Here is a 24,232-nt window from a genome sequence, read left to right on the forward strand (position 1 = left end):
ATACTTAAGTTGGGGATTGGGTATTTGAAGGTTAATAAAGGAGCAAATAAATAGTATTAAAAACTATGCTTTACACACATAACCAAAAGCTTCTACCACCTGTTCAAAGTGCAGACTTTCTTCCTCCTGTTAGTCGTTGGACATCTTTAGCCGGAATTTTCCTCATCGCTAGTGTTGGTACTGCAATTAGTTTATCTTCATGGATAAAATACAATGTGACAGTAAAAGCAACGGCTGCGGTCCGTCCAACAGGGGAAATTCGCCTGGTACAACCGAAAGTTGAAGGTACAGTTAAAAGTATTCTGGTGAAAGAAAATCAGCTTGTCCAACGGGGTGATGCGATCGCTCACTTGGAAGATGAACAATTGCAAATTAAAAGAAGTCAACTGCAAGGTAACATTCAGCAGGGTAAGTTACAACTTATTCAAATGGATGCTCAACTGAAAACTCTAGATAGCCAAATTCTTGCAGAGACGACAATAGCCCAGCGATCAATTTTATCTGCAAAGGCAGATTTAGCACGCAATCAAAGGGAATATCAGGAGAAGCAAATTACTACTAGCAGCGAATTACTCGCAGCTCAAGCTAACTTAGAAAAAGCCCAAGCTGATTTGCAAAAAGCCCAAGCTGATTTAAGTTTTGCCGAAGTAGACCGCGATCGCTATAAACAATTAACAGAAATTGGTGCTATTGGTGGGCGTGAATTTGAACAGAAAAAACTTGTGGTTGAGCAAACTAAAGCCATTCTGGAAGCTACAAAAAAATCCGTTGATATAGCCAAAGCTAAAGTTAAATCAGCTAAAGTGGCTGTTAATCCGACAGATGCTACAGTAGCGATCGCACAAGAACGCATTGCTCAAGAAACTGCTAGGGGTGAAGCTACTACTGCTACACTCAAAAAAGAAAAACAAGCCTTACTTCAGAGGCGGGTAGAAATTCAAAATCAAATCGGACAATCTCAAAAAGAGTTGCAACAGATAGCCACTCAATTACAAGATACTGTTTTACGCGCTAGCAGTGATGGGATTATTCTGAAGCTGAATTTACGCAACCCCGGTCAAGTTTTACGTGCTAGTGAAGCTGTAGCAGAAATTGCTCCTAATCATGCTCCTCTGATTATTAAAGCAGTTATTCCCACCCAAGAAATTAAAAATGTCTCCGTTGGTCAAACAGCACAAATGCGAATTGATGCCTGTCCCTATCCTGATTATGGCACTCTTAATGGAGTGGTCAAGGCTGTTTCTCCAGATGCGATTAAACCTAATAATACAAATGCCTCCACGTCAGGTTCAACAACTGCTGCTGCTAGCTATTTTGAAGTGACTATTCAACCCGATAGTCTCACCTTTGGAAATGGCCGTCAGTGTCATCTCCAAGCTGGGATGGAGGCTAAAGCAGACATTATTTCTAAACAGGAGACAGCACTGCAATTTATCTTGAGAAAAGCTAGATTAATTACTGATTTGTAAGCTATTATTAATCTTTCTTTGATTTTTGTTCGCGCAGCGTGGCGTAGATATACTTACTTATTTAGGTAGGGAATGGAGAGTAAGACATATTTCACCAAGATAATTATCAATAATTCTCTACGCGTAGGTTTTTTTGAATTTCTAATGCAGCGACGTGACCATGATTATGTTTGTTAACACCTATCATAGAATGCAGCAATCATTGCAATGGTGGTCGTTTAGACAATCTATGAAATTATCTATGGAGGCTGATAAAATTCGAGAAGAATTATTACAAGAATTATTTACAGTCCGTCGTAATTTAGAATTATCAGCAATCGAAAACCAAGAATTATCCATTGAAAAAACTCAAGATTATTTAAAACAAATTAACCATTTACATTGCTCTCTATCACAGTTGAGCGATCGCCTATTTCCATCCTATCTTCAAGATAACTTTCCTCTGGCTATTGCATCTCTATTAGAAAGGTGGATTTTCTCCCATCCCTATCTCGATTTTCATATTAGTATGCCTTTTAGTTGGAGATATGAATCTGCTGAATATAGTCTGATAGTTTTAAATGCGTTAGAAGAATTATTTGTCATAACTTTGCCAGAGTTGTTGACTCCAACTTCAATTAATATAAGTTTGCAGCAAAAACATACTTTAGCTCAGTTAGTTGTCAAAATTACGCATCCAGATATATCTATGTTATTGCCTTATTCGAGTTTGATAGAATTAGATTATCTTTGTAAAACTTTTAGAATTTTAACATCGGGGAAATTATTTTATCGTAGAAATAAGTGTGCTGTTGCTTACTACTTTTATTGGTAAAAATAATCTCTATTCTCAACAATTCCTCACTTCTTGGGTTAGTTCTATGATATACTTCCTGTGATGAGGATTTTATCTAACAAATCTGCTATTTTTTGCCTTAATTTGGTAAATAAACAATACATAATTATGCTTGCTTGGTTAATAATAACAGACGATTTAGTATAATAATCACAAATGTAAATTCATGTAAAACCATTGCATAACAAGCATTCAAAAGGTGGCAATTTGGTTATGAAACAAATTTTGACAGAGAATGAATTGCTGAAGATTCTAGTAATTGATGATCACGAATCCGTCTTATCTGGAACTGTCAATGTACTGCGAAAACATTTCCCTGATGCTGACTTTATCACTGCAATCAATGCTAAAAATGCGCTGAATCAACTTGCGATTTCACAGCCGGATATTGTGGTTATGGATCTTTCTATTCCCGAACAACCTGAAACAACAGCCAGACCCGATATAGGTGTGCAACTTCTGCGGACTTTAATGAAAAATTACCCCAATCTAAATATTGTAGTTCAAAGTGCTAATGTGAGAACTCTAGTAAGAATTAGACCTGATATTGATAGCCATAAAGGAGGTTTCACCGTTGCTGATAAAAGTCTTTCTACTCAGGAAATGTTGACTAGAGTTGATTGGGCATTACAAGGATTAACTCATACAAAAGATATTAAAGGTATTCATTCAGGATTGGAAGTTAAACCAGAGTGGCTCAGGATGTTAACGTTAGCATTTGGGGAAGGATTACAGGATAAGACGATTGCTGAACGTATGTGCATATCTGCAAGGATGGTGCGCCATTACTGGAGTAAACTGCAAGACGCTTTAGATGTTTATCCTGAAGAGGGGAAAAATATCCGTATTCAAACTGAAATGAGAGCTAGAGAAGAAGGATTAATTGATTAGTTATGTCGTAATATTTAAACAATATATCCCTGACTTATTCAAGAATCTGGGGGTCTGGAGTATCACAAATCAACACTTATGCAGCCTGGACTTTGGAGAAGGATCAAAGCAGAAATTAGCATTTGGCGTGTAGGTGCATTACCAGGTATTGCAATGATGGGACTGGTGATTGTGGCTCGTCTGACTGGTGCATTGCAATCCTTAGAGTGGCTAGCTTTTGATCATTTTCTCCGTTTACGGCCTCAAGAACCTATCGATGAAAGAATTTTGCTGGTGGGGATTAATGAAGATGATGCGCGTATTCGGAAAGAGCATTCCCTAAATTCTGTAATTTCAGACCGTAACTTAGCCCAACTACTATTGAAATTACAGGCTTATCAGCCGAGAGTAATTGGTCTGGATATTTATAGAGATTTACCTGTTAATCCTGGCCATGATGAATTAGTTGCAGCTTATCAAAGCGTCAAAAATCTCATTGCTATTGAAAAAGTCTTACCTGATCAAGTTGCACCACCCCCTACATTGTCACCTGCACAACTTGGTTTTGCTGATCAAATTCTGGATAGTGATGGCAAATTAAGGCGTAGCTTGTTGTCCACACCAACATCTCAAGGGTACAAGTTTTCTTTGTCTTTGCGTTTGGCAGAAATTTATTTAGCACAAGAACGGATTGCTTTGGGTAATGGTATTCGCGATCGCGCTACGATGATGTTTGGCAATACAGAGTTACCCCGCTTTTTACCCAACTCTGGGGGATATGTGCGAACAGATGCAGGTGGAGTTCAGGTACTGCTCAATTTTCGTAGTGGCCGAAGCAGATTTAGAATGATATCTCTATATGATATCAAAAATGGTAAATTCAATCCCGACTGGATACGCGATCGCATCGTTATTATTGGCATAACTTCCCCCAGTCGTAAAGACTTTATCACAACTTCAGCCATTGAATCTATCAAACCTGCTACTGGCCGAGTTTATGGATTAGAAATTCAAGCACACGCTGTGAGTCAAATTATTAGTGCAGTGCTTGACTCTAGACCACTCTTAAAAACTTGGCAAGATGGATGGGAATATCTCTGGATTATAGCTTGGGGTCTTTTAGGAATTGCTAGTGCTAGACTGACTAAATCTTCTTTCAGCAATTTTTTTGTTGTGGTTTTAGGGAGCATTAGCCTCGTATTTGTTAGTTATTTACTGCTAACTTGGGGTTGGTGGCTACCAGTTATCCCCGCACTTCTAGTATTAGTTTTAAACGGGATACAACTCACAGCCTTATATCAAAATGATCACGTGTTACGGTTAGGAATTAAAGCCCGTCAAGCCATAATTGAACGCACATTTGAAACCATTCACAATGGCCCATTGCAAAATCTGGCTAAAGCCTTGAAACTAGTGAGAGACAAAGATAAGCCAGTTAACGAATTGTTGTCAGAAATAGAACAAGAACTAGAAAAATTGAATCGAGAATTAAGGGGAATTTATGAATTTTTGCAGCGAGAACCACCCACTCAAAATACTAGTCTTTACCTAGGAAACAATCTTGTGTTAAATTTGCAAGACCCTCTGCATGAAATTCTCTATCAAGTTTACACATATACCTTAGAGCGAGAGTTTCCTTGTTTCAAAAGCATCAGAATTAAAATTCGTAACTTTGAACCTATAGACGAGCGACATTTGACTATTGAACAAAAACAAAGTCTGTGCCGATTTCTAGAAGAAGCCTTGTGTAATGTTGGTAAACACGCCACAGGAGTAACTTGTCTGGAAGTAACTTTCTCCTCGTCGGAAGGTTGGTACACTCTCAGCATTGTTGATGATGGTTTGGGTATCACTTCATCTACAGAAGGTCGTGGTACTCAACAGTTTAGAAACTTAGCCAGACAATTCAAAGGCAAATTTCGGCGCGTATCTCTTTCTCCTAGAGGTACTCTTTGCGAGTTCTCTTGGCCAATGTCAAAGGTTTGGTTGTGGAAGTGAGGGAGTAGTGGTTCGACTGCGCTCACCAACCAGGGAGTAGGGAAGTAGGGAGAAACACTAATGAATAATACCTCTTTAGAAAGATGCAATAAAATGCTTTCATTGATATTCTCCCTGCGGCAGAAACTTGGTGTTCAAAAGTTGTTATAAACACACAAAGTCTGATAAGATTAAAAGTAAAGGTTTTATACCTTTAGGTATACACGTAATCGTTGTTAGTAATTAGTGTAATCTGTTAGTATTTTGTAGCACAATAGCCGAAAAAAATGTAAAGGTTATTTTTTTGTATAGCAAACCTAAAGGAATTTAGATTCGGCAATTAAACCGTCTCAGAACATTCATATTATTGGGTAAAAATGCGCGGTTAACTTATGCGTTTTTGCTTTTTTTTTGCTGAGGTTAAGTTGAGGTTAAGCTTTTTTTAATGATTTAATTTCTGCAATTTTGAATAAGGGGAGATGATCATGAGGACATCTTTATTTAACAAAAATAGTTGTGAGAAAATGCGGAAATCAAAATCTTCATTGTGTAGTTTAGTTAGTATCTTTAATAGTGAAATACACCCAATGACGACTGACAACAAAAAATCCTGGCATAAACTTTGGCATACCAGGGTTTTAACAAGTTGTATTTTGAGTGGGATTCTAGGTGTAACTCAGACTGCACTCGCTGGGTATAAACCACCCAAAGATCAAAAACCTCCAAGCGGGTATTCAGACTCATCAGGTGTACGAGGAAGGTGTCGTACTATCAGTGAACAATCGCTCAGACTACTAGCTCCTGTCACCCATGTAGGACAAACTACTTCAACTCACCCGACGTTTGCTTGGGTTGCATCTGATAACGAGCCTATACCCATAGAATTTAGCCTCTACGAATTCGATAGCAACCTCAAACCCAAAAAACTCGATAGTTATACACAGACTTTCCCCAGTTCATCAAGTCTCATGAAGCGATCGCTATCCAAAGACTTACCAGGTTTGACCGTAGGTAAAAGGTATCTCTGGCAGGTGCAAATTTTGTGTAACCCTAACCGTCCTTCTCGTCATCCCATTGCTAGAGCAGAAATAAAAGTTGTACCAGCACCTCTAACTCTTGTAAATAACTTGGCTACTACTGATGATCCATCCCTCAAAGCCAATTTATATGGAAGATATGGTATGTGGTATGACGCTATCAAAGAGGCTCTTCCATTTACTACCAAAGAGGGAATCGGTCAAACTTTAACTGATTTAGTAGCGAGTCTTGCCCAATTAGAGAATCCTGTAGAAACAGACAAGTTATTAAATATCGCTTTGATCAACAAAGAGTAGGGAATTGGAGATAGGGCATGAGTTACTCACCTGTAACCTGTAACCTGTAACCTTCCTAAAGCCAATTTCCCACAAGTATAAATGCTGCCCAGTAAGCGGGGTGAGAAGATACTCCATCACTTGCAATTAGCGATCGCTGTGCTATGCGTAGAGCCTCTGCTTTACTCACACCAGAATGATACCAGGCTTCGTAAAATTTAGTCACTAGTTTCACAGTAGAAGCATCGTTAATCGACCATAGGGAAGCTAAGGCAGTTTTTACACCAGCTTGTACTGCCACTCCAGCCAAACCTAGGGCAGCACGATCATTACCAATGGCGGTTTCACAAGCAGTTAGCACTAGTAAATCTATATATTTATAGTAGTTATAAATACTACGTAAAATGCGGTCTAACTCAGAGATAGTCAGCTTTTGATTGTCACCTGTGACGAGGAAAGTATCATTGGGAAGCTCACCAAACTGACCATGTGTAGCAATGTGAATAATGGGGTAAAAATTTTGGCTGAGTTCTGATTGCAGGCGATCGCGTGTAAAATCTTCATCTAGCAACTGCTTGCTACCTGGAATCTGCATCTTAACTTGATTAATTTCTGCGCGGACGTTTTTTAAAGCGTGAAATCTGCGCCCATCAATGATGGCATCTTTAGTTAAGCCAACAGCTAATGCTCGCGCTTTTTTCTGCCTTGATGTTTGCAGATTGGTCACATTTAGACTAGGAGTAGTGGCGATCGCATATTTTTCAACCAAAAATTTTTCGCCATCATGCAGTGCAGCCATTGGTACACTGCGAAGAATTCCATCTTGGATGAAAACGAGAGTTTTAATTTGCAATGACTCTAGATCATTAATAAAAGGTCGAATGATCCAGTTATACAGCTTTTGTGCTTGCTGGGGATTGTAAGTAATGTTTGCATAGTTTTCTAAACTTATGCGAAATTGGTTGACTTCTTCTCGGAAAGCTTGGCTATTCACGTTAATCCACTGCAATTTTAATCTTTGGTTATCCCTAGGAAAACTCACTATAATTGCAGTCCGTTCCTCTAAAATGATGGAGTGAAAAATTGCTGTGTTGGTTTTTGATAAACTTAAATCAGTTCTCTGGCTATTTGCCAAGAAGTGACAATTCCGACCATAATATTTTTCTATCTCTATCATTTGCAAATCACCAATATCGGCAATTGCTGAGTTAAGATTGTTACTCGTATACCGGATATTTTCCGCTACTAAACTTAGTTTGTTACCAATTGATTGACGGCGGAAATTTTCCCCAATACCTTGATTATCAGACTGCGAATTTATTTGATCAATACAAACATCACCACGATTTTCTTTTAAATTTCCAGATGCTGGTTGAATATCATTTTTTGTATTGACTTTAGATAATACACTAGCTGTCTTTACTAAACTTCTTGCTGCTGCCAATTCCATCGATCCATCTGTGATAAAAATCTGGTTGATTACTAAGTTGAAAATCAGGCTACACAGAAATAGCCATCCTAATAAGTGATGTCGCTTTAGCATCATAGCTTTTTATTCAGGATTTAATTACAGATCAATGATGAGAATACACTTGTCAAACAACTATTAGCTTGGCAGAACAGCACTAATAAGACTTACGCAATTTTCATATGATATATATCGTATAGGGTGCGTCAGATATCAAGAATCTGTTTATTGACAGCATTTGATCTGTCTGACGCACCCTACTAATATGCCAGTTACGTAATTCCTGACTAAGTAAAAACTTAATATAGCATTTCTAGCAATCAACATTTAGCATTTTTGGTAGGCGGAATCTTGTTAAACTGAAGAAATTGAAGAAATTGAAGAAATTGAATATTTATCTCTGACAAAACTAAATTACAGTATTAAATCAAGTGACAAAAGAAACTAATTTATAGGACAATATAAAATATTAGAAGTAATTGCTGAATTATTTTGAACATTTATTAAAAAAGTTATTGGGTTTTTAGTACGTATTATGCTAAACACAATTCTGAATTTTGTAGAAGTGCAAAAAAATCTGCATCTCGCTAGTTCTGTAACGATCAGTGCTGACGGCGAATTTCTCTATGCAACAACATTAGATAATCCGTTAACACCGGAAATCAATGAGTCAGCGATCGCAGTATTTCGGCGAGATGCTCTTACAGGTAAACTAAGTTTCGTAGAAGCTCAACGGGATGATATAGGCAATATTAATGGGTTAGGTGGTGCTTATTCGAGCGCAATTAGCCCTGATGGTACTTACCTCTATGTAGCGGGATTTGATGATGCAGCGATCGCCAGATTTCAGAGAGATACGATTACAGGCGAGTTGATTTTTATCGACTTTCAACAAGATGATGATCTCCTGGGTGGTGTCACTGCGATCGCTATTAGTCCTGATAGTGAATTTCTCTATGCGATCGCTTCTAATGAGGAATCTATAGCAGTATTTGCACGAGATCCCATTACAGGTGAACTGAATTTCTTTGAAGTTATACAAGATGTGAATGGGCTAGGTGGTGCTTATTCCCTCATCCTTAGCCCTGATGGTAAATTTATTTACACAGTTGGAATTGTTGATGAAGCTATAGCGGTATTTGAGCGCGATTTGATCACTGATAAACTGAATTTTGTAGAGGTTCAAACAGGTTATACAGATAGTATTGATGAGCCATTTATTCCCTACTCTCTAACTATTAGCCCCGATGGTAAATATCTCTATGGGGTGGGAGTGAGTGGTGTCATCGCCGTATTTGAGCGAGATAACAGCACAGGTAGTTTAAGTTTAGTAGAACTTCAAGAAGATGCTGCAAGCGATACCGAGGGACTGGCTGGTGTCAACGCCATTACTATCAGCCCCGATGGTAAATTTCTCTATGCGGCTATATTTCCAGATGACGCAGTGGCTATATTTCGGCGGGATGCAGCTACAGGTAAACTGAGTTTCATCGAATTTCAACAAGATAATACCGACGGTGTAGATGGGTTAGATGGTGTTTTCTCCCTCACCACCAGCCCCGATGGTAAGTTTATCTATGCAGTCGGATTTGCTGATGCGGCTGTAGCGGTGTTTAGCCAAAATGTCCTTCCTACTTCCACAGATACCAACATCTACACTCAGCCCAACAGCCTCTACACCTTCAAATCTGCTGACTTCCCATTTAGTGATGCTGACACTGACGACAGCTTACAAGCTGTGCAGATTGTCAGTTTACCACAATTAGGAGAGTTTTTTCTAGATAGCAATGACGATCAAAAGCTCAACGATGGCGAACTTATTGCTATTGGACAAACTATTCAGATAGCAGAGTTACGCCAGCTAAAGTTCCAGACTGATAAAACTGCGATCGGTGACAATTATACGAGTTTTCAATTCAAAGTTAATGATGGTGCAGAAGATAGTAATGAGGCGAATAAATTAACTATTAATGTCCAGGGAACAATCATAAATAACACTAAAGATGATATTTTTACTATCAAAAATTCAGATATTACTACCAAAGCAAAACTACAATTTGAACTCACAAAAATTAGTGCTAATACTATTTATGAGTTAGGCGTATTTAGCGTTGATGATGCACAAGGTAATATTAATGGTATAGCCCCAGGTACAAGTAATTACAATCTCACCGCATTAGAACGAGCTAAAGTAGTTTTATTCTCTCTAGCCGATGCGCCCAATGCTTTTAATCCCCTTGACTTACAAAGAATAATAGAATTTAATTCGGGGGAGAATTTCAGGTTTTACTTGATACCTAATAGTACAACTAATGAGGTGTTATCAGGAAAAATATCGTTCTCTGAAGTAGTGTTTCTCTCGAATCAAAATATTCAAGTAGAAGATGATGGTTTCTCTTTAAATTTATCAGATTTCGGAGTGAAGATTCAAACTACACAACAAGTATTACCCCTGGGTATTAGTCAACAAACAAAACATCAAGGTGAATTGATTGATTTGCGGGGTGTAACACAACCAGTCAAAGCTGAATTTATCGTCAATAGAGAAGCAGCATTTGATAATTTTGTCGGCTTCTATCAAGTGGTTGATGAGAATGGCGGGATTGATACTAATGGCGATGGGACAGCAGATATTTTAGTAGGACAGGCTGGTTATACACAAGCGGCGGTGCGTGGACGAGTGAGTGGGATTGATTTGATTGTGCGTAACCAAAGTACAGAAATTTACACTGGTTTTTTCGAGCATGGGGCTATTTTTGCGCCATTTATGATTGTTAATAGTAGACCCGATGCAGTTCTGAATGGAGAAAATAATCCGGCGGTTTATTTTCCCTTTTTAGGTGCGAATGCTGACAAGACAGATCATATACATTTATTGGGTGATAATACTTTCGGTTTTGAAGATTTAGTTAATGGTGGTGATAGAGATTATAATGATATGATTGTGCGCGTTAATTTAAGTTTTATTTAAGGCGATGTTTGCACAATTATCAATAGCCTAATATAATTTTTGCGCTCAAAATGACATTTTATACATCCTAAAACTTTTAAAACATCCTCTAAGAGGATGTTTTAAAAGTTTTGTCAGGTATCCTTTGTCATTCTGAGTGGAGCTTTGCGGAAGGAAGAATCCGCGTTTTCACCGTTATACTGGGATGCTTCCTTCGTCAGCATGACATAAAAGGGGACTTTTCAAACATACTCTAAAGTGGGGAAACAAGAAAATCCCTAACCCTCCCATTTCCAAGGGTAGGGTTAGAGTGGAGTAAAAAGATATTTTGATACATCAATCATGATTTTTCAAACATCTTTTTAGTTTTAAGATTTACAAGATTTCAGTTTGCTTTTAAGAGTTGAACCTACACCTAAAGTACCAAGGGCGAAGAGACTTAGAGTTGAAGAGGTTTCTGGAATTGGTTTGGCTGTCAAAGATATTCGATAATTTATGAGTGCTTGTGTAGCAATCCCAGGATCTTTCCAGCTTGTTAAAGTTCCTGAACCGATAAAATTTGGTACAGATGGATCAAGAATTGGATCTCCTGATGCGTTTAAAGCAACGCTACCGTTGATTCCTAGATAAAAAATGTCATCCTTTACTCCGCTAAAGCTTAACTTACTAAAACCTGTTGCTAAACCTTGGCCGCTTTTGTCAAAAAGGAATAAATTTAAGCTGGGTTCAAAGCTTGCTACGTCCACTTTTCCATCAAAGCCTAGCTGAAGTTGATATAAATTAATATCTCCTCCATTTCTGAGAATCCCTTCAATTGTGTTGAAAGCAGGAATTGTGACTGGACCAGATCCTGGAATCAGGTTTCCAGCACCGATTTCTCCTATATAAGTAGCAGCCTGTGCCATACTTTCTATTCCTGGCGTTAGAATTGTCCCGATGATTGTCAGGGTTGAGATTGTGCTAGCTAGTCCTACAGAAGATAGTTTCTGAAATAAGTTAGATTTACTCATAAGCTGAGATTGCTCACAAAGCATATAAACAAGTTGCTATTAATTAACTTACCTCAGATCGCCTTACTAGGAAAATTTCTTAAATATTTGGAACTTCATCAGAAATTTAGTCCTGACTACAAACTCAATTCATCAGCGATCGCTCAATTTCTTGACTAACTAACTGATTCCCTTGTAAGTTGAGATGAATGTGGTCTTGGTATAAGGCTTTGGGGTTGTCGGTAGCGTTAAATATGGGGAGAAAATCTATATAGGTAATTTGTTGGTCTTGGGTAAAGTCTTTGAGGCGTTGACGGGTTTTAATTTCATAGTCACGGGGGCCGGGTTCACCAATTTCTCGCAACAGGGGAGTCATGGCTAGCAAGAATTTGGTATTGTGTTCACGGGCGAATGTCTGAATTTTACCAATAGTCTCTAAATTAACTGCAACTATATCGCCTTTTTCTTTGGGTATGGCTTTGAGTTCTGGATGTGGCGTTGGCTTTTGTAGATAACGCTGCCATACTTCTATATATGCTAAGGCTGGTTTTTGATTAGGGTAATTGCGATCGCGTCCTACTGGTAATGATGTAGGTGCAGTAGCAAATAAATCATCTGTATTCAGCAATAAGACTACCACCTGAGCCTGGAAAGTCCCGAATTTCTGGAGATAAGCGAGTTCATTTCTTGGCCCCCAGGAGTTAGCAGAAGCATTCATCACTTCTGTAGGTTGACGATGAGACAGGCTAGCCATCAGCAAGCTAGAAATAGTATTAGCTTGATCTGTCCACCAACCACCATTAGCAATTGAGTCTCCTAAGATTAATATTCTTAGGGTTGAGGGTGCAGGTATTTTGGATATAGACCCACTCCGCATAGAATACTCATTAATCTCAATCCGATTACCAAAGCGGCGCGTGCGTTGGTTTGGTGCTAACAAGTAACCGATATTATCATCAGCAATATAAGTCAGAGGATTACCAAAACCAAATAGCGATCGCAATCCGATTTCCCCTAGCACTAAAGCTACCACGACTACCCCAAAAATCACCAATAATAATTTCACCTGCAAACACCCTCCTTTTCCCAGTCTAAGAACCTATTTTCTGGAAGTCCCTAATGTTTAGCAGAGATTTTACCTTTTCTCCAACTCTAAATGTAGTTTGAGAGACGCATCTACTAATTGCATCAACTCTTCACTTAAACTATTTACCACCTCTGACACAATCCTTTGCTTGGAAATTGTTCTTACCTGCTGCGCCTGTACTTTGGACGCTAATGGTAAACCACTATCTTCTGGATTCAGTAAAACCTCGAAGGGGTAAACACGGCTGACATTGGATGTAAGGGGTAAAATTGTTACCGTGCTAGCTGCGCGATTATTAGCATCATTGCTAACTATCAGCACTGGGCGGCGTTTATCCATCTCAGAGCCTAAAGTCCGACTGAGATTAGCGTAATAAATATCACCACGCTTCATCAGTTAATCCATCTGTAATCGTGATTTCCCAATCATTGTCAACTTCCGCAGATGCTTCTCGGTAAGCCTGTTCTAGTTCCTGTGTTCGCAACAACTGCAATGCTTTTTCAATGACTTGGGAGCGAGATTTACATTCATGGGCTACTTTGTAACCTTCAATAAATTGCACCAGGGAAGCTGGTAAGGAAATTGATAGCTTTTCAACTTGCATAGTGTTACCAAGTGGTAGTAAGCATCTTCTTACTTAATGGTACTCTAGAAACTAGTAATTAATTACAAAAAATGTTTGTATAAATTTAAACAGCGAAATTATAATAAACCGTAAAATTAATGTGGAAAACGTTGCAAAGCTTAAACAAAATATTATCTGTAAAATCGTTCTATCTGCAAATAGAAAGACTAAGATTAAAGCGGACAAATTAGCACCGTAACAAAGGGAGTAATACAAAGCTATGTCCGACTTAAATAGAGGAATTATGAAATTTGAAGGGGCAGATGCCCCCAAACTAGTCACAATCTCTACTGTGTTACTATTGGGATCAATCGCTGTTTTGATTATTTGGGCGTTACAGTCTGCTTACGCTCTTAATTGAGCAAATAGCAGCGAAGAAGGACACCGGTTAAAGCCGCGTGTCCGCTAACTAAATTTCTTGTGCGCCCTAAAAATTATCAAAAACTTGCGGAAAAACTTAAGATGTTAAGATTTGAGATTTTAGGTGGAAAATCAATCTAAAATCCAAAATCCATAATGAGAGAACTTTGGGGTGCTTTAACTATTTTAATTGTCTGTCCGTTCTTGGGTGCGTTACCTGTAATCGCTTGGATTACTTACGCACTGAAGGGGAGACGACTAGGACAAATTGGGACGAAAAATATCAGTGTCTCCGCCGCTTTTTATCATGGTGGGACAATAGTAGGGGTTTTGGCAGTTTTGTCAGAAGCCCTTAAAGGTATGGGTGCTATTTTTCTCGCCCGTGCTTTTTTCCCAGAGGGATCAGTTTGGGAACTCCTGGCGTTAATTACCTTGGTATTTGGTAGATACTCGATGGGGCGAGGCGCAGGGACAACTAATGTTGTTTGGGGGTTGCTGGTACATGATCCGCTATTATCAATATTTATCGGGTTACTAGCGATTATTAGCTTTACCCTGTTGCAGTCAAGAATTTTGGTGAAGTATGGAGTTTTAGTTGTGTTTCCGTTATTTATGGTAATTCTCCATGCCGAAGATTTACCGAAAATTCTGGCGGCTGTGGCCTTGGCTGGGTTATTAGGATGGATTTACAAAAAAATCCCCGATGATTTGAACCTACCATCCCAAGAGGGAGATGCTCAATCTCAGGCAGTCTTTGAATATTTGCGCGGCGATCGCGTTATTCTTTCTTTAGATGATCAGTTAGATACTGCCCTAGTCGGACAAAAAGCCTCTACCCTATCGCAAATTAAACGTTGGGGTTACTCAGTCCCGAAAGGTTGGGTACTCGTTCCCGGTGATGATCCCGAAAAATTATTAAATTTCCTCCAACCTTCCGATTTATCGCCCTTGGTGGTGCGTTCCTCCGCCATTGGGGAAGATTCAGAACAAGCTTCGGCGGCTGGACAATATCAAACATTGCTGCAAGTTACCAGTAAAGAGCAATTACAGCAAGCCATTGCCATTGTTAGGGATTCTTATAATTATCCAGCTGCGGTACAGTATCGGCGCGATCGCGGTTTACCAGACTCAGCGATGGCGGTACTGATTCAACAGCAAGTCCAAAGCGCATATTCGGGAGTCGCTTTTAGTCGTGATCCCATCACCCAGCAAGGCGATGCAGTCGTGATTGAAGCCTTACCCGGTAGCCCCACACAAGTAGTCTCAGGGAAAGTCACACCAGAACAATATCGGGCGTTTGTGGTGGAAGCAGACAATCTTTCATCTGTGCAGTTGGAGGGTACAGGACGAGTTCCCCAAGCTATTATCAAGCAAGTAGCATACCTAGCCCGCCGCATTGAAAAACGTTACCTTGGTGTACCCCAAGATATTGAATGGAGTTACGACGGTCAAAGCCTGTGGTTACTCCAAGCTAGACCTATCACTACCCTACTCCCCATCTGGACGCGCAAAATCGCGGCTGAAGTAATTCCTGGGGTAGTTCATCCCCTCACTTGGTCGATTAATCGTCCTTTAACTTGCGGAGTTTGGGGAGATATTTTTAGTTTAGTATTAGGCGATCGCGCTACGGGATTAGATTTTACAGAAACTGCAACTCTGCACTACTCTAGAGCCTATTTTAATGCCTCCCTCCTAGGAGAGATTTTCTTGAGGATGGGATTACCGCCAGAAAGTCTAGAGTTTTTAACTAGGGGCGCAAAAATGACTAAACCGCCCTTGCAGTCTACCTTTAAGAATCTGCCAGGGTTAATGAAATTACTCCAGCAAGAACTAAATTTAGAAAAAGATTTTAAGCGGGACTATCAAAAGGTATTTATTCCCGGTTTGTCAAGATTAGCTAATGAAAACACAGAAGAATTAGAACCGGCGGAACTATTAGAAAGAATAGATTTTAACCTAGAATTAATCCGTATTGGTACTTACTACAGCATTTTAGCCCCCTTAAGTGCTGCCATCAGACAGGGGATTTTTCGGGTGAAAGATGAGCAAATTGATAACAGCATCACCCCAGAAGTAGCCGCCATGCGTTCCCTGAGAACCTTAGCCGCCGATGCTAAACAAATATTATCGGAATGTGAACCGGAGCAAGTATTTGAGCAGTTGACGCAAACCCCAGAGGGAGAAAAGATTCTCTATGAATTAGATGAACTACTGGAGGACTACGGCTATTTAAGTGATGTGGGTACTAATATCGCCGTTCCTACTTGGAAGGAAGAACCCCAACCCATCAGACAGTTATTTGTGCAGTTGATTCAGTTGAGTGAACCCGAAAAAGCGGCTTTAGAACCAAGTAAACGTAAACGCGGCATAGTCCAGAAGCGGATAGATATTAAAGGCAGAGTTACAGAGGTTTATTCGCGGTTATTGGCAGTATTACGCTGGAAATTCTTAGCTTTAGAGCAGATTTGGTTACAGTCTGGCTGGTTAAAACAACCAGGGGATATCTTCTTTTTGGAACTGGAGGAAGTGCGCCTGTTAGTCGCGGATGCTAACACCGAATTAGTACAACACTTAAACCAAATAATCGAATTTAGGCGATCGCAATTTTACCAAGATAGCCAAATTGAGCAAATCCCCCTCGTCGTCTACGGTGATATACCTCCCCATCCTACAACCGCCGTCGGTGTTTACTCTGACCAAATCTTACAAGGCATTCCCGCCAGTCACGGACAAGCTGAAGGGCGAATTAAGGTGGTGCGGAATTTACAAAACCTACCAGAGATAGACAAAGATACAATCTTAGTCGTACCTTATACAGATTCCGGTTGGGCCCCTTTATTAGTCAGGGCTGGAGGCTTAATTGCCGAAGCTGGTGGTAGACTTTCTCACGGTGCGATCATTGCCCGTGAGTACGGGATTCCCGCAGTTATGGATGTCAAAGGTGCTACATGGATTTTACAAGATGACCAACGGGTCAGAATTGATGGATCTAGGGGTATTGTGGAATTATCAAACGATTTAAGACCACAATGATCACCACATCTCTGAACGATTTACCAGAAGAATCGGTTTCCCATAATCCTGAAATTAAAAAAAAGGTCATGCTGAGGTTTGGTGATTTACCCCACCTCACCAACTTTTCTCAAGCCCGTTTTGCACCCGGACAAACCTCCCCAGCCCACGCCCACCAAGATATGTGTGAGGTATTCTTTGTAGAAGCCGGTGCAGGGATAATTAGCATTAATGGCGAAGAATATCCCTTGCTACCTGGAAACTGTATAGCCATCGAACTGGGAGAAGTTCACGAAATTGTGAATAATGGTACGACTGAATTAGTGTTGACTTACTTCGGCTTAAGAGTGGAAGCGGGAGAGAGGTGACAGGTGACAGGTGATAGGTGACAGGTGACAGGGGAAGAAAGGAAGAAAAAACCCAATCACTAATGACTGTTGACTACTGAGTGTTGACAAAATAATCTACCTTTCCTAACCAAGAAACTCCAGGAACTTGATATGGCTGAAAATGCAGACTATCTAAGCCGCCAAATTTAACTAGGTGAGATAAAAAATGTAAAGAACCAGTCAGCAAATCAGTAGCATTTGGTAGATTATCGTTTTCTGATGCTAAGTTTGGCTGTAACTTGACTAGATTTTTCACCGATTTATAGACATTAGATGCCGCACTAGACAACTTAATATATGTAGAGACAGTACGGCGAATTTCAGCTTCTACAGTGTCGGGATTCTGGAGTGTATTACCTAAAATATTTCCTCCAAGACGTTTGGTGAGAAATGTTTTGATATGTGCGGCATAGTCAGTAGTGTCATATTGCACAATTGTTTGGGAAATGATAGCTTTGCGATCGCAATTTAACTTATTCCCAATGACATAAGCTGCAATATTTGCCGTGTAATCAGTATCACTTGCTAGTCTTTTGAGTGCTTCATCAAGGGTAATTTTAGCAGTGCGTTCAGATTGGGAGCGATAAAACACAATAGCCGAACCAATATCCCCCGCCCATGAAGTATGGTCGCCTGTCCAACTCGTTAAATCAGACTTACGTATTCCCTGTTGATTGATTTGGTCCGACAGGGAAGCGATGAAGTGAGCAAAATCAGTCTGCTTACCGCTTAACACTAATTCCTGATTGAGTTTTCCTTGGAATTCTCCCTGAATATATTTTTGGTTATATCCTGTCGCTAGAGTCCATAGCTTAGTTGTGTATTGTGGTTTGGTATACCCACGTAGCTTATTCGCTATTTCATAAGCACATTGACCAAAACTTTCAGATTCGATCTTCTCAATAAATCTTAATACTTCTTTTAAGTCAGCCATAAATTTAGCCAGTTGATTTAGTGTAATGAGTGAATTTTATTAATTAATCTACCCAATGTCAGAAGAAATTTACGAATTGGTGTTTAGTTTTACCAAATACTTGTTTTTTTTGTTGATAATACGTAACTCTTAACTCAGATAAATTTGATCTAGTATTAGCGAAATATAAATATTAAAATATTGATTCCTTAATACAGCACCGCGAAAATAAAGCTACCATCTAAAATGAGTAAAAAGCTGACAACATCAAAAAGTGTTATTTCTTTTTACTGTTGTTGTTTGCATTATTGTAATAGTCCTGATTTTCAGTAACAACCCATCACTGAAGTACCGGACGGATTGATCAGTGAGTTAGACAGGTAAAATGATGGAAGTAAGAGAAATTAAGAAACCCTACAAACCAAGAAACCAAGACAACGAAATCAGGAATTTTCAACACGTTAAAATACTGGACTGCAATGAACCAGTTCATCGCATCATTTTTGAGTGTTGGCACTGTAAACAAGGTTTATTAAGTGAGGTGGAAGGAATATCATCACAAACTCTAGATGTTCCTTGTCCTAGTTGTGGTAGAACTGCAATCAAGTTGATGGCAAATCAAGTCATTTCCACAACTCCAATTCCCTCACCTTGGCAATCTTGACTTGCTGAGAGCCTATTTATAAAGTAAATATTAAGTAGGGTGTGTTACGGCAGTGTGATGATTTGAGTATGAGCGACAGTATAAATTGCCGTAACGCACCATAATCACACGGTGCGTTACGCGTTGCTTTAACGCACCCTACAATTTAAGCTTTACTTTATAAAGTATCTCTGAGACTTTCTTTTGGGATATTTTAGAAACAAAAGGATGCAGGAAACAAGGGCGATATCGCTCAAAATATGGGATTTCCTAGAAATAAATTATCCATCTTGTGAGGTGCGCCCGGAATCTGGGAAGGGTGGGGACACCCATCCCACCAGAAAATTTGGGATATTTTTGTATTTGGAAGTCCCTAATCAAAGAGGTGGAGACAAGGTGTTCAAAACACTTTTGCTAATTACCATTGGTTTGTTTCCCTCCCTGTTTTCCCTATGGGTGATCCGTAAAACTCAGTGGCGGATACGTTTACGGTTGCAACAAGCGGCCATTAATGCTTCTAGAGCCAGGATACAGCAAAATCTCAGACCAGTGACAGGCGATCGCTATTACCTAGAGGGAGTAGGCTTTTTAATTGGTGACATCAGCTGCAAATTTAATGCTCGTTCCGGCTATCTCCGTTGTGCTATTAACCCCAACGGCCCCTGTGAAAGCTGCCGATATTATGAACCTAAAGACTAGTTGAATAAAATTAAACTTATTATTTTTCTCATAAAAATAGAAAATTAGAGGTGAATGAGCCTCAAATACCAATAAAAAATCAACAAAAATTTAAAATGAAATCAGATGAGATGAACAGTCCCCTTGAAAGACTAAAATGAGATGAGTAATCCCCGTGTTTTGTGCCTCGGTGAAATTCTATTCGATTGTTTAGCTGATCAGTTAGGGCTAAAGCTAGAAGAAGTGCAATCCTGGACTCCCTACCCTGGTGGTGCGCCAGCTAATGTAGCCTGTGCTTTAGTCAAGTTGGGAACTCCCACCGCATTTATTGGATGTGTTGGAGAAGATGAGCCAGGTAATGAACTAGTCAAGCTATTACAAGAAGTAGGTGTAGATACAAGGGGTGTACAGCGTCATTCTACTGCGCCAACGCGCCAAGTTTATGTGGTGCGGGATATGACAGGCGATCGCAATTTTGCAGGCTTTGGTAAATATGACACCTCAGAATTTGCCGATACTCGCTTACAAGCCAAACAATTGCCAGAGTCGCTGTTTCAAGATGCAGAGTTTCTAGTTTTAGGTACTTTAGAACTAGCTTACCCTGACAGCGAAAAGGCAATTAATCGCGCTCTAGAACTGGCAGAACAGTATGATTTAAAAATTGTGCTAGATGTCAACTGGCGGCCAGTCTTTTGGCAAGATGAAAATATTGCACGGCAAAAAATTCAAGCTATATTCAAACGTGTCGATTTTCTCAAACTCTCCAAAGAAGAGGCGGAATGGTTATTTGACACCGCAGATCCAGGTGCTATCACTTACCGCCTAGGTTCGATTGAAGGGGTACTGGTGACAGATGGTGAACATGGTTGTGCCTATTGCTTGGGTGAAAATGAAGGTAAGCTACCTGCTTTTGATGTTGCTGTCACTGATACCACTGGTGCAGGAGATAGCTTTTTAGCAGGATTCATCCACCAACTAAGTCAAAATGGCCTCCATAGCCTCAGTAATGCAGACACCGCTAAAAGCATGATTGCTTATGCTAGTGCTGTAGGTGCGTTGACTACCATTAAACCAGGTGCGATCGCTTCTCAACCCACCCCAGCTGAAGTCGAATCTTTTCTAGCTGACCATCAGGGATAGGGACTGGGAACTGGGGATTGGGGAGAAATATTTACTGCCCAATTCCCAATTCCCATGCCATTATTCATCTATGCAATTAGGAATACCTACAACAGCACAGGGAAAATTAGAATGTAGCTGTTTAATAAGGGGATGGTAAACAGATTTACATCCCAAAAATAAGATATCAGCAGATTCATTTTCCACCACTGTTCTTAGTTCTGTGCTAACTCCACCAAAGCGCAAATGTGATTTAAAAGAACCTTGCCATTCTTCAGCTAAACTTCTAGCTTGCCAAAGAATTCTATCGGCTTCATGGAGGGAATTTAGCGTCTTTTGTTGTAGATGTGATGCAATTCCCTGAAGTTTCGGTTGAGTTAATACAGATGTGCTAGATTTGGATAATTCACCAATAGGACATTCTAATTTTGGTAATTTATCGACCAGTTGCAATCTATTATTATTTTGACTATCATGACTTTCTTCTAATACATAAACAGCTTGCACTATGACTTCTTGATTAGTTGCTAACCGTGTTTGATATGCAATCCAAAAAGCTATATCTAGTGCAGTATGACTATTAGGAGAACCATCATAAGCAACAATTAAATTAACTGATTTAGCTAGTTGACATTGCTCATAAACAGCTTGTTTTGCTTCTGGCAATAATAGAATTTGTTCGATTAAGTCATCTCGACCCATCGCGCTTTGTAAGCGTGCTAACATTGGCTTGATGTTCACAGTTTTGACTTCTCCTAAATTTAACTAAACAATGAATGAGAAGCAGGGTAGAAACGAATAGATAAAGCCTTATTCGCTAGGAATCTCCAAGAACAACTGGTATACAGCCAAAGTTTTGGAAGTTCCTTCCATTGCCGACGGAGTTAGCTGACGGGCTAAGACTGGAAGTTGAGCCATTCCACGAACTAGAAGTTGGTGGATTCAGGCAAAGTTCACGCTAACTTTTCGCGCTTTTCACTATCTGGTTAACGCTTTTGCCCTTTAGATCGAACTGCTCTGAGGATAAATGAGATAGCCTACTTTCAGACGCGCTTACTTGTTCGCAGTTTGTTTGATATTGCTGCCATGCCGATCTTAAGATTAACTCCAACCCCGGATACTGATTCACAGCATCCCGCAATGACAACGTATCATCCTCATTAACATATCTACTCAGAAATGCACTGAAAATATCACGGTGCATAACAATTCCTGTCACATCTCTATGAACTCTTTGGGATAGCGATTTTTTGACACGGCTACCATCTAAATGAGTTTGAGAGAGTGCAGTTTTCTGGGTAGAAAAAGTTATGAATTGACCACCAGCATTTTCAGCTTTGCGTTTCAATTCAGATTGTACAAATCCAGGTGACTTGCTTAAAATCGCCTTACCATATCGCTTCTGCCAACCTTTTATCGATACTTTCTCGGTTTTTATGATATTGCCATACCTTAAAATCTCATTGACTAATTTACGGTTTTGAGACTTGGCATAAGCACCCTTTAGTCTTTCTAATTCACGTTTTTTTTGAGCAATCTTTTTGTAGATATTAGACTTGTTCCACTTGCGACTACCTTTTTTTACTTTACCTTTTGTAACAACTATTTTACGTCCCTTCTTAGCTATAAAATCTGGCTCATAATTATCAGAATTAAAGCTACGTTGGAAACGTTGCATTTTTCTTTGTAGTCGCGTTATCTCCTTCTGGAAACTAGGAACTTTATCAGCAAAGGGTAGTAATCCAGCGTGATTATCCGCTACAAAAGCAATATTGGAGATATTAACATCCAGTCCAACAACGCCATCAATAATATAGTTTTGTGGCTTTTGGTATGGAACTCCTTCATGAATTAACTGTACAAACCAGCGACGTTTACCATTAATCTCTTTCCACAAAAGGCGAACATACTTAACAGGTGAATATAACCCATGTTGTATTACTGGATTAGATTCATCGATAATAGGATTGAGTTTAATTTTTCCCCAGACTAATTGATTATCTTTCCAGCGTAAGCCTTGTTTATTGGACTTGCCTTCAACAGACCTGAATCGGTTAGGGGTTTTAAACCTGACTTTTTTAGCTAGTCCAAACAAAACTTTTTCGCTTGTTCTAAAAGCGCGAGTAGCTATTGTCTGTTGAGTATTCGAGTCTATTTTGTCAGCAATCCACTTTGATTTATTGCTCACATTAGTGGCATAAGCTTGCAATTCATAATCTGAATATCTATACAACTTTCTAGCTTCAGAGAACATGGTAGAACGTTGTTTCTTTTGTTCTCTAGACAGCTTTTTAGCTGCTTGGTAAAAATCAGATTTTTTTACTAACTCCATCCTAGTCATTGCTTCATTTAGGCAAGCATTATATAGCTGTCTACTTGCTTGAAAACGAGCTAGTAACTCTGATTCTTGCTTGCTATCAACCAATAAAGGAATTGTATTTACAAAAGATGGAGTTTTACTCTTAGCCACTATTTAATCACCTCCTTTATTGCTAACAATATTCTCCTACTTAGTCACACCCTGAAGTTGCTACTCTCTATAAGATACGCCCCATGATTTGGTTTCTCCGCTTCAAATCTATTTTGACTGAATTTGAATTAGGCCACCCACTACAAAAATCATAGTCCACTTCACTCTTCCTGAGTAAAATATTTATCAAGAAAGTTTAAGGCATGATTACGAAGTTCAAAATATTCTTTTGAGTTTCGTATAGCAGTTCTATCCCGTGGATGGGGAAAGGGGACTTCTAATATTTCACCAATTGTAGCTGCTGGCCCATTGGTCATTAAGACGATGCGATCGGACATATAAATAGCCTCATCAACATCGTGGGTAATCATCATGACGGCTTGGCGATTATTTTCCCAAATATCTAATACTTGCTTTTGCAATTTACCTTTAGTTAACGCATCTAATGCGCCAAAAGGTTCATCCATGAGTAACATTTTTGGACGTATAGCTAAAGCTCTCGCAATGCCTACTCTTTGTTTCATCCCTCCAGAAATTTCATCAGGATACTTCTCTGCTGCCGCCGTTAAGTTTACCATTGCCAAGTGTTTGTTCACAATGCTAATTTTTTCAGCCCGATTAGCATTTTTTAATACTTCATCTACAGCTAGACGAATATTGTCTCGAACTGTTAACCAAGGTAACAAAGAATAATTTTGAAATATCATCATTCTTTCAGCACCTGGCTGGCGAATTTCTTTACCGTCAAGCCTGACTGAGCCAGAGGTTGCTTTCTCTAACCCCGCTACAATTTTTAACAAAGTTGATTTGCCGCAACCAGAATGTCCAATTACAGAAATAAATTCATTTTCACCGATGCTTAAATTAACTTCATTAAGAACTACAAAGTTACCTTTATCCTGTGTCGGATAAGACTTGACTAAATTTTCGATTTGTAAAAAGTTTGTGGGAAAGTTAGCTTTTTCGTGAGTATCAACTGACAATGGTATATATTTCATTTGACATACTCCTAATAATTGCAAGTTTTTACTTTACTGGGTGCTGAAATAAGAGGAAGAGTAACTA

General features: G+C 39.4%; 20 protein-coding genes. 11 read left to right on the top strand and 9 right to left on the bottom strand.

Annotated elements, in window-relative coordinates; all coding sequences use genetic code 11:
• The first annotated feature begins 65 nt into the window (after positions 1 to 65).
• The 5 genes from L6494_RS21825 (at position 66) to L6494_RS21845 (ending at position 6,485) form a co-directional block, all read left to right on the top strand.
• A complete protein-coding gene (locus L6494_RS21825) occupies positions 66 to 1,469 on the top strand; it encodes an HlyD family secretion protein (protein ID WP_237989847.1) in 1,404 nt (467 codons plus the stop codon).
• Between the two features lie 166 nt (positions 1,470 to 1,635).
• Entirely contained in the window at positions 1,636 to 2,283 is a 648-nt protein-coding gene (locus L6494_RS21830; protein ID WP_237989848.1) for a hypothetical protein, read from the top strand.
• Positions 2,284 to 2,517: 234 nt separating this feature from the next.
• A complete protein-coding gene (locus L6494_RS21835) occupies positions 2,518 to 3,195 on the top strand; it encodes a response regulator (RefSeq protein WP_237989849.1) in 678 nt (225 codons plus the stop codon).
• 78 nt (positions 3,196 to 3,273) lie between these two features.
• A complete protein-coding gene (locus L6494_RS21840) occupies positions 3,274 to 5,172 on the top strand; it encodes a CHASE2 domain-containing protein (protein WP_237989850.1) in 1,899 nt (632 codons plus the stop codon).
• 566 nt (positions 5,173 to 5,738) lie between these two features.
• Positions 5,739 to 6,485 (top strand): DUF928 domain-containing protein, encoded by a 747-nt coding sequence (locus L6494_RS21845; RefSeq protein ID WP_237989851.1) that lies wholly within the window; start codon positions 5,739 to 5,741, stop codon positions 6,483 to 6,485.
• A gap of 55 nt (positions 6,486 to 6,540) precedes the next feature.
• Here L6494_RS21845 and L6494_RS21850 read toward each other — a convergent pair whose 3' ends face one another.
• Positions 6,541 to 8,010, bottom strand: coding sequence for a CHAT domain-containing protein (locus tag L6494_RS21850; protein ID WP_237989852.1), 1,470 nt, complete (start codon positions 8,008 to 8,010; stop codon positions 6,541 to 6,543).
• Positions 8,011 to 8,467: 457 nt separating this feature from the next.
• Between L6494_RS21850 and L6494_RS21855 the strand changes: the two genes are divergently transcribed.
• Positions 8,468 to 10,903, top strand: a complete 2,436-nt coding sequence (locus L6494_RS21855) for a beta-propeller fold lactonase family protein (protein ID WP_237989853.1) — start codon at positions 8,468 to 8,470, stop codon at positions 10,901 to 10,903.
• A gap of 347 nt (positions 10,904 to 11,250) precedes the next feature.
• On the opposite strand, the gene L6494_RS21860 is transcribed toward L6494_RS21855, so the two are convergent.
• From L6494_RS21860 to L6494_RS21875, 4 genes are all read right to left on the bottom strand, one after another.
• A complete protein-coding gene (locus L6494_RS21860; RefSeq protein ID WP_237989854.1) occupies positions 11,251 to 11,892 on the bottom strand; it encodes a hypothetical protein in 642 nt (213 codons plus the stop codon).
• A gap of 124 nt (positions 11,893 to 12,016) precedes the next feature.
• The gene (locus L6494_RS21865) at positions 12,017 to 12,937 is read right to left on the bottom strand and encodes an SGNH/GDSL hydrolase family protein (protein WP_237989855.1); all 921 of its coding nucleotides are present in this window, start codon (positions 12,935 to 12,937) and stop codon (positions 12,017 to 12,019) included.
• A 69-nt stretch (positions 12,938 to 13,006) separates the two neighbouring features.
• Entirely contained in the window at positions 13,007 to 13,351 is a 345-nt protein-coding gene (locus L6494_RS21870; RefSeq protein WP_237989856.1) for a type II toxin-antitoxin system PemK/MazF family toxin, read from the bottom strand.
• Positions 13,338 to 13,562 carry a ribbon-helix-helix domain-containing protein gene (locus L6494_RS21875; RefSeq protein ID WP_190708513.1) on the bottom strand — a complete coding sequence of 75 codons (225 nt, stop codon included), beginning with the start codon at positions 13,560 to 13,562 and terminating at the stop codon, positions 13,338 to 13,340. The genes L6494_RS21870 and L6494_RS21875 overlap by 14 nt, the downstream gene beginning before the upstream one ends.
• Before the next feature lie 537 nt (positions 13,563 to 14,099).
• Here L6494_RS21875 and L6494_RS21880 point away from each other — a divergent pair.
• Positions 14,100 to 16,976, top strand: coding sequence for a glycerol-3-phosphate acyltransferase (locus L6494_RS21880; RefSeq protein ID WP_237989857.1), 2,877 nt, complete (start codon positions 14,100 to 14,102; stop codon positions 16,974 to 16,976).
• Positions 16,973 to 17,323 (top strand): cupin domain-containing protein, encoded by a 351-nt coding sequence (locus L6494_RS21885; protein ID WP_237989858.1) that lies wholly within the window; start codon positions 16,973 to 16,975, stop codon positions 17,321 to 17,323. Before L6494_RS21880 ends, L6494_RS21885 begins: the two co-directional genes overlap by 4 nt.
• 73 nt (positions 17,324 to 17,396) lie before the next feature.
• Here the strand turns inward: L6494_RS21885 and L6494_RS21890 are convergent, their stop codons facing one another.
• Positions 17,397 to 18,278: a hypothetical protein gene (locus L6494_RS21890; protein WP_237989859.1), complete on the bottom strand. Its 882-nt coding sequence runs from the start codon at positions 18,276 to 18,278 to the stop codon at positions 17,397 to 17,399.
• Positions 18,279 to 18,645: 367 nt separating this feature from the next.
• Here L6494_RS21890 and L6494_RS21895 point away from each other — a divergent pair, with 367 nt between their 5' ends.
• The 3 genes from L6494_RS21895 (at position 18,646) to L6494_RS21905 (ending at position 20,718) form a co-directional block, all read left to right on the top strand.
• On the top strand, positions 18,646 to 18,921 hold the full coding sequence (locus L6494_RS21895; RefSeq protein WP_237996209.1) for a hypothetical protein: 276 nt from the start codon (positions 18,646 to 18,648) through the stop codon (positions 18,919 to 18,921).
• Positions 18,922 to 19,296: 375 nt separating this feature from the next.
• Positions 19,297 to 19,599, top strand: coding sequence for a DUF6464 family protein (locus tag L6494_RS21900; protein ID WP_237996211.1), 303 nt, complete (start codon positions 19,297 to 19,299; stop codon positions 19,597 to 19,599).
• A 141-nt stretch (positions 19,600 to 19,740) separates the two neighbouring features.
• Complete coding sequence (locus tag L6494_RS21905) at positions 19,741 to 20,718, top strand: carbohydrate kinase family protein (protein WP_237989860.1); 978 nt, start codon at positions 19,741 to 19,743, stop codon at positions 20,716 to 20,718.
• 60 nt (positions 20,719 to 20,778) lie between these two features.
• Here the strand turns inward: L6494_RS21905 and L6494_RS21910 are convergent, their stop codons facing one another.
• The 3 genes from L6494_RS21910 to L6494_RS21920 form a co-directional block, all read right to left on the bottom strand.
• Entirely contained in the window at positions 20,779 to 21,423 is a 645-nt protein-coding gene (locus L6494_RS21910; RefSeq protein ID WP_237996213.1) for a universal stress protein, read from the bottom strand.
• Positions 21,424 to 21,655: 232 nt separating this feature from the next.
• Positions 21,656 to 23,167, bottom strand: coding sequence for a transposase (locus L6494_RS21915; RefSeq protein WP_237989861.1), 1,512 nt, complete (start codon positions 23,165 to 23,167; stop codon positions 21,656 to 21,658).
• A gap of 161 nt (positions 23,168 to 23,328) precedes the next feature.
• Complete coding sequence (locus L6494_RS21920; protein WP_237989862.1) at positions 23,329 to 24,165, bottom strand: ABC transporter ATP-binding protein; 837 nt, start codon at positions 24,163 to 24,165, stop codon at positions 23,329 to 23,331.
• Positions 24,166 to 24,232 lie beyond the last annotated feature (67 nt).

It is taken from the genome of Nostoc sp. UHCC 0870 (genome assembly GCF_022063185.1).
Classification (GTDB): Bacteria; Cyanobacteriota; Cyanobacteriia; order Cyanobacteriales; family Nostocaceae; genus Trichormus.

Bases quoted from the DNA above. Each gene is read 5' to 3' on its own strand.
- L6494_RS21825 (WP_237989847.1), top strand. From the start codon at position 66: ATGCTTTACACACATAACCAAAAGCTTCTACCACCTGTTCAAAGTGCA.
- L6494_RS21830 (WP_237989848.1), top strand. From the start codon at position 1,636: ATGTTTGTTAACACCTATCATAGAATGCAGCAATCATTGCAATGGTGG.
- L6494_RS21835 (WP_237989849.1), top strand. From the start codon at position 2,518: ATGAAACAAATTTTGACAGAGAATGAATTGCTGAAGATTCTAGTAATT.
- L6494_RS21840 (WP_237989850.1), top strand. From the start codon at position 3,274: ATGCAGCCTGGACTTTGGAGAAGGATCAAAGCAGAAATTAGCATTTGG.
- L6494_RS21845 (WP_237989851.1), top strand. From the start codon at position 5,739: ATGACGACTGACAACAAAAAATCCTGGCATAAACTTTGGCATACCAGG.
- L6494_RS21850 (WP_237989852.1), bottom strand. From the start codon at position 8,010: ATGATGCTAAAGCGACATCACTTATTAGGATGGCTATTTCTGTGTAGC.
- L6494_RS21855 (WP_237989853.1), top strand. From the start codon at position 8,468: ATGCTAAACACAATTCTGAATTTTGTAGAAGTGCAAAAAAATCTGCAT.
- L6494_RS21860 (WP_237989854.1), bottom strand. From the start codon at position 11,892: ATGAGTAAATCTAACTTATTTCAGAAACTATCTTCTGTAGGACTAGCT.
- L6494_RS21870 (WP_237989856.1), bottom strand. From the start codon at position 13,351: ATGAAGCGTGGTGATATTTATTACGCTAATCTCAGTCGGACTTTAGGC.
- L6494_RS21875 (WP_190708513.1), bottom strand. From the start codon at position 13,562: ATGCAAGTTGAAAAGCTATCAATTTCCTTACCAGCTTCCCTGGTGCAA.
- L6494_RS21880 (WP_237989857.1), top strand. From the start codon at position 14,100: ATGAGAGAACTTTGGGGTGCTTTAACTATTTTAATTGTCTGTCCGTTC.
- L6494_RS21885 (WP_237989858.1), top strand. From the start codon at position 16,973: ATGATCACCACATCTCTGAACGATTTACCAGAAGAATCGGTTTCCCAT.
- L6494_RS21890 (WP_237989859.1), bottom strand. From the start codon at position 18,278: ATGGCTGACTTAAAAGAAGTATTAAGATTTATTGAGAAGATCGAATCT.
- L6494_RS21895 (WP_237996209.1), top strand. From the start codon at position 18,646: ATGGAAGTAAGAGAAATTAAGAAACCCTACAAACCAAGAAACCAAGAC.
- L6494_RS21905 (WP_237989860.1), top strand. From the start codon at position 19,741: ATGAGTAATCCCCGTGTTTTGTGCCTCGGTGAAATTCTATTCGATTGT.
- L6494_RS21910 (WP_237996213.1), bottom strand. From the start codon at position 21,423: ATGTTAGCACGCTTACAAAGCGCGATGGGTCGAGATGACTTAATCGAA.
- L6494_RS21920 (WP_237989862.1), bottom strand. From the start codon at position 24,165: ATGAAATATATACCATTGTCAGTTGATACTCACGAAAAAGCTAACTTT.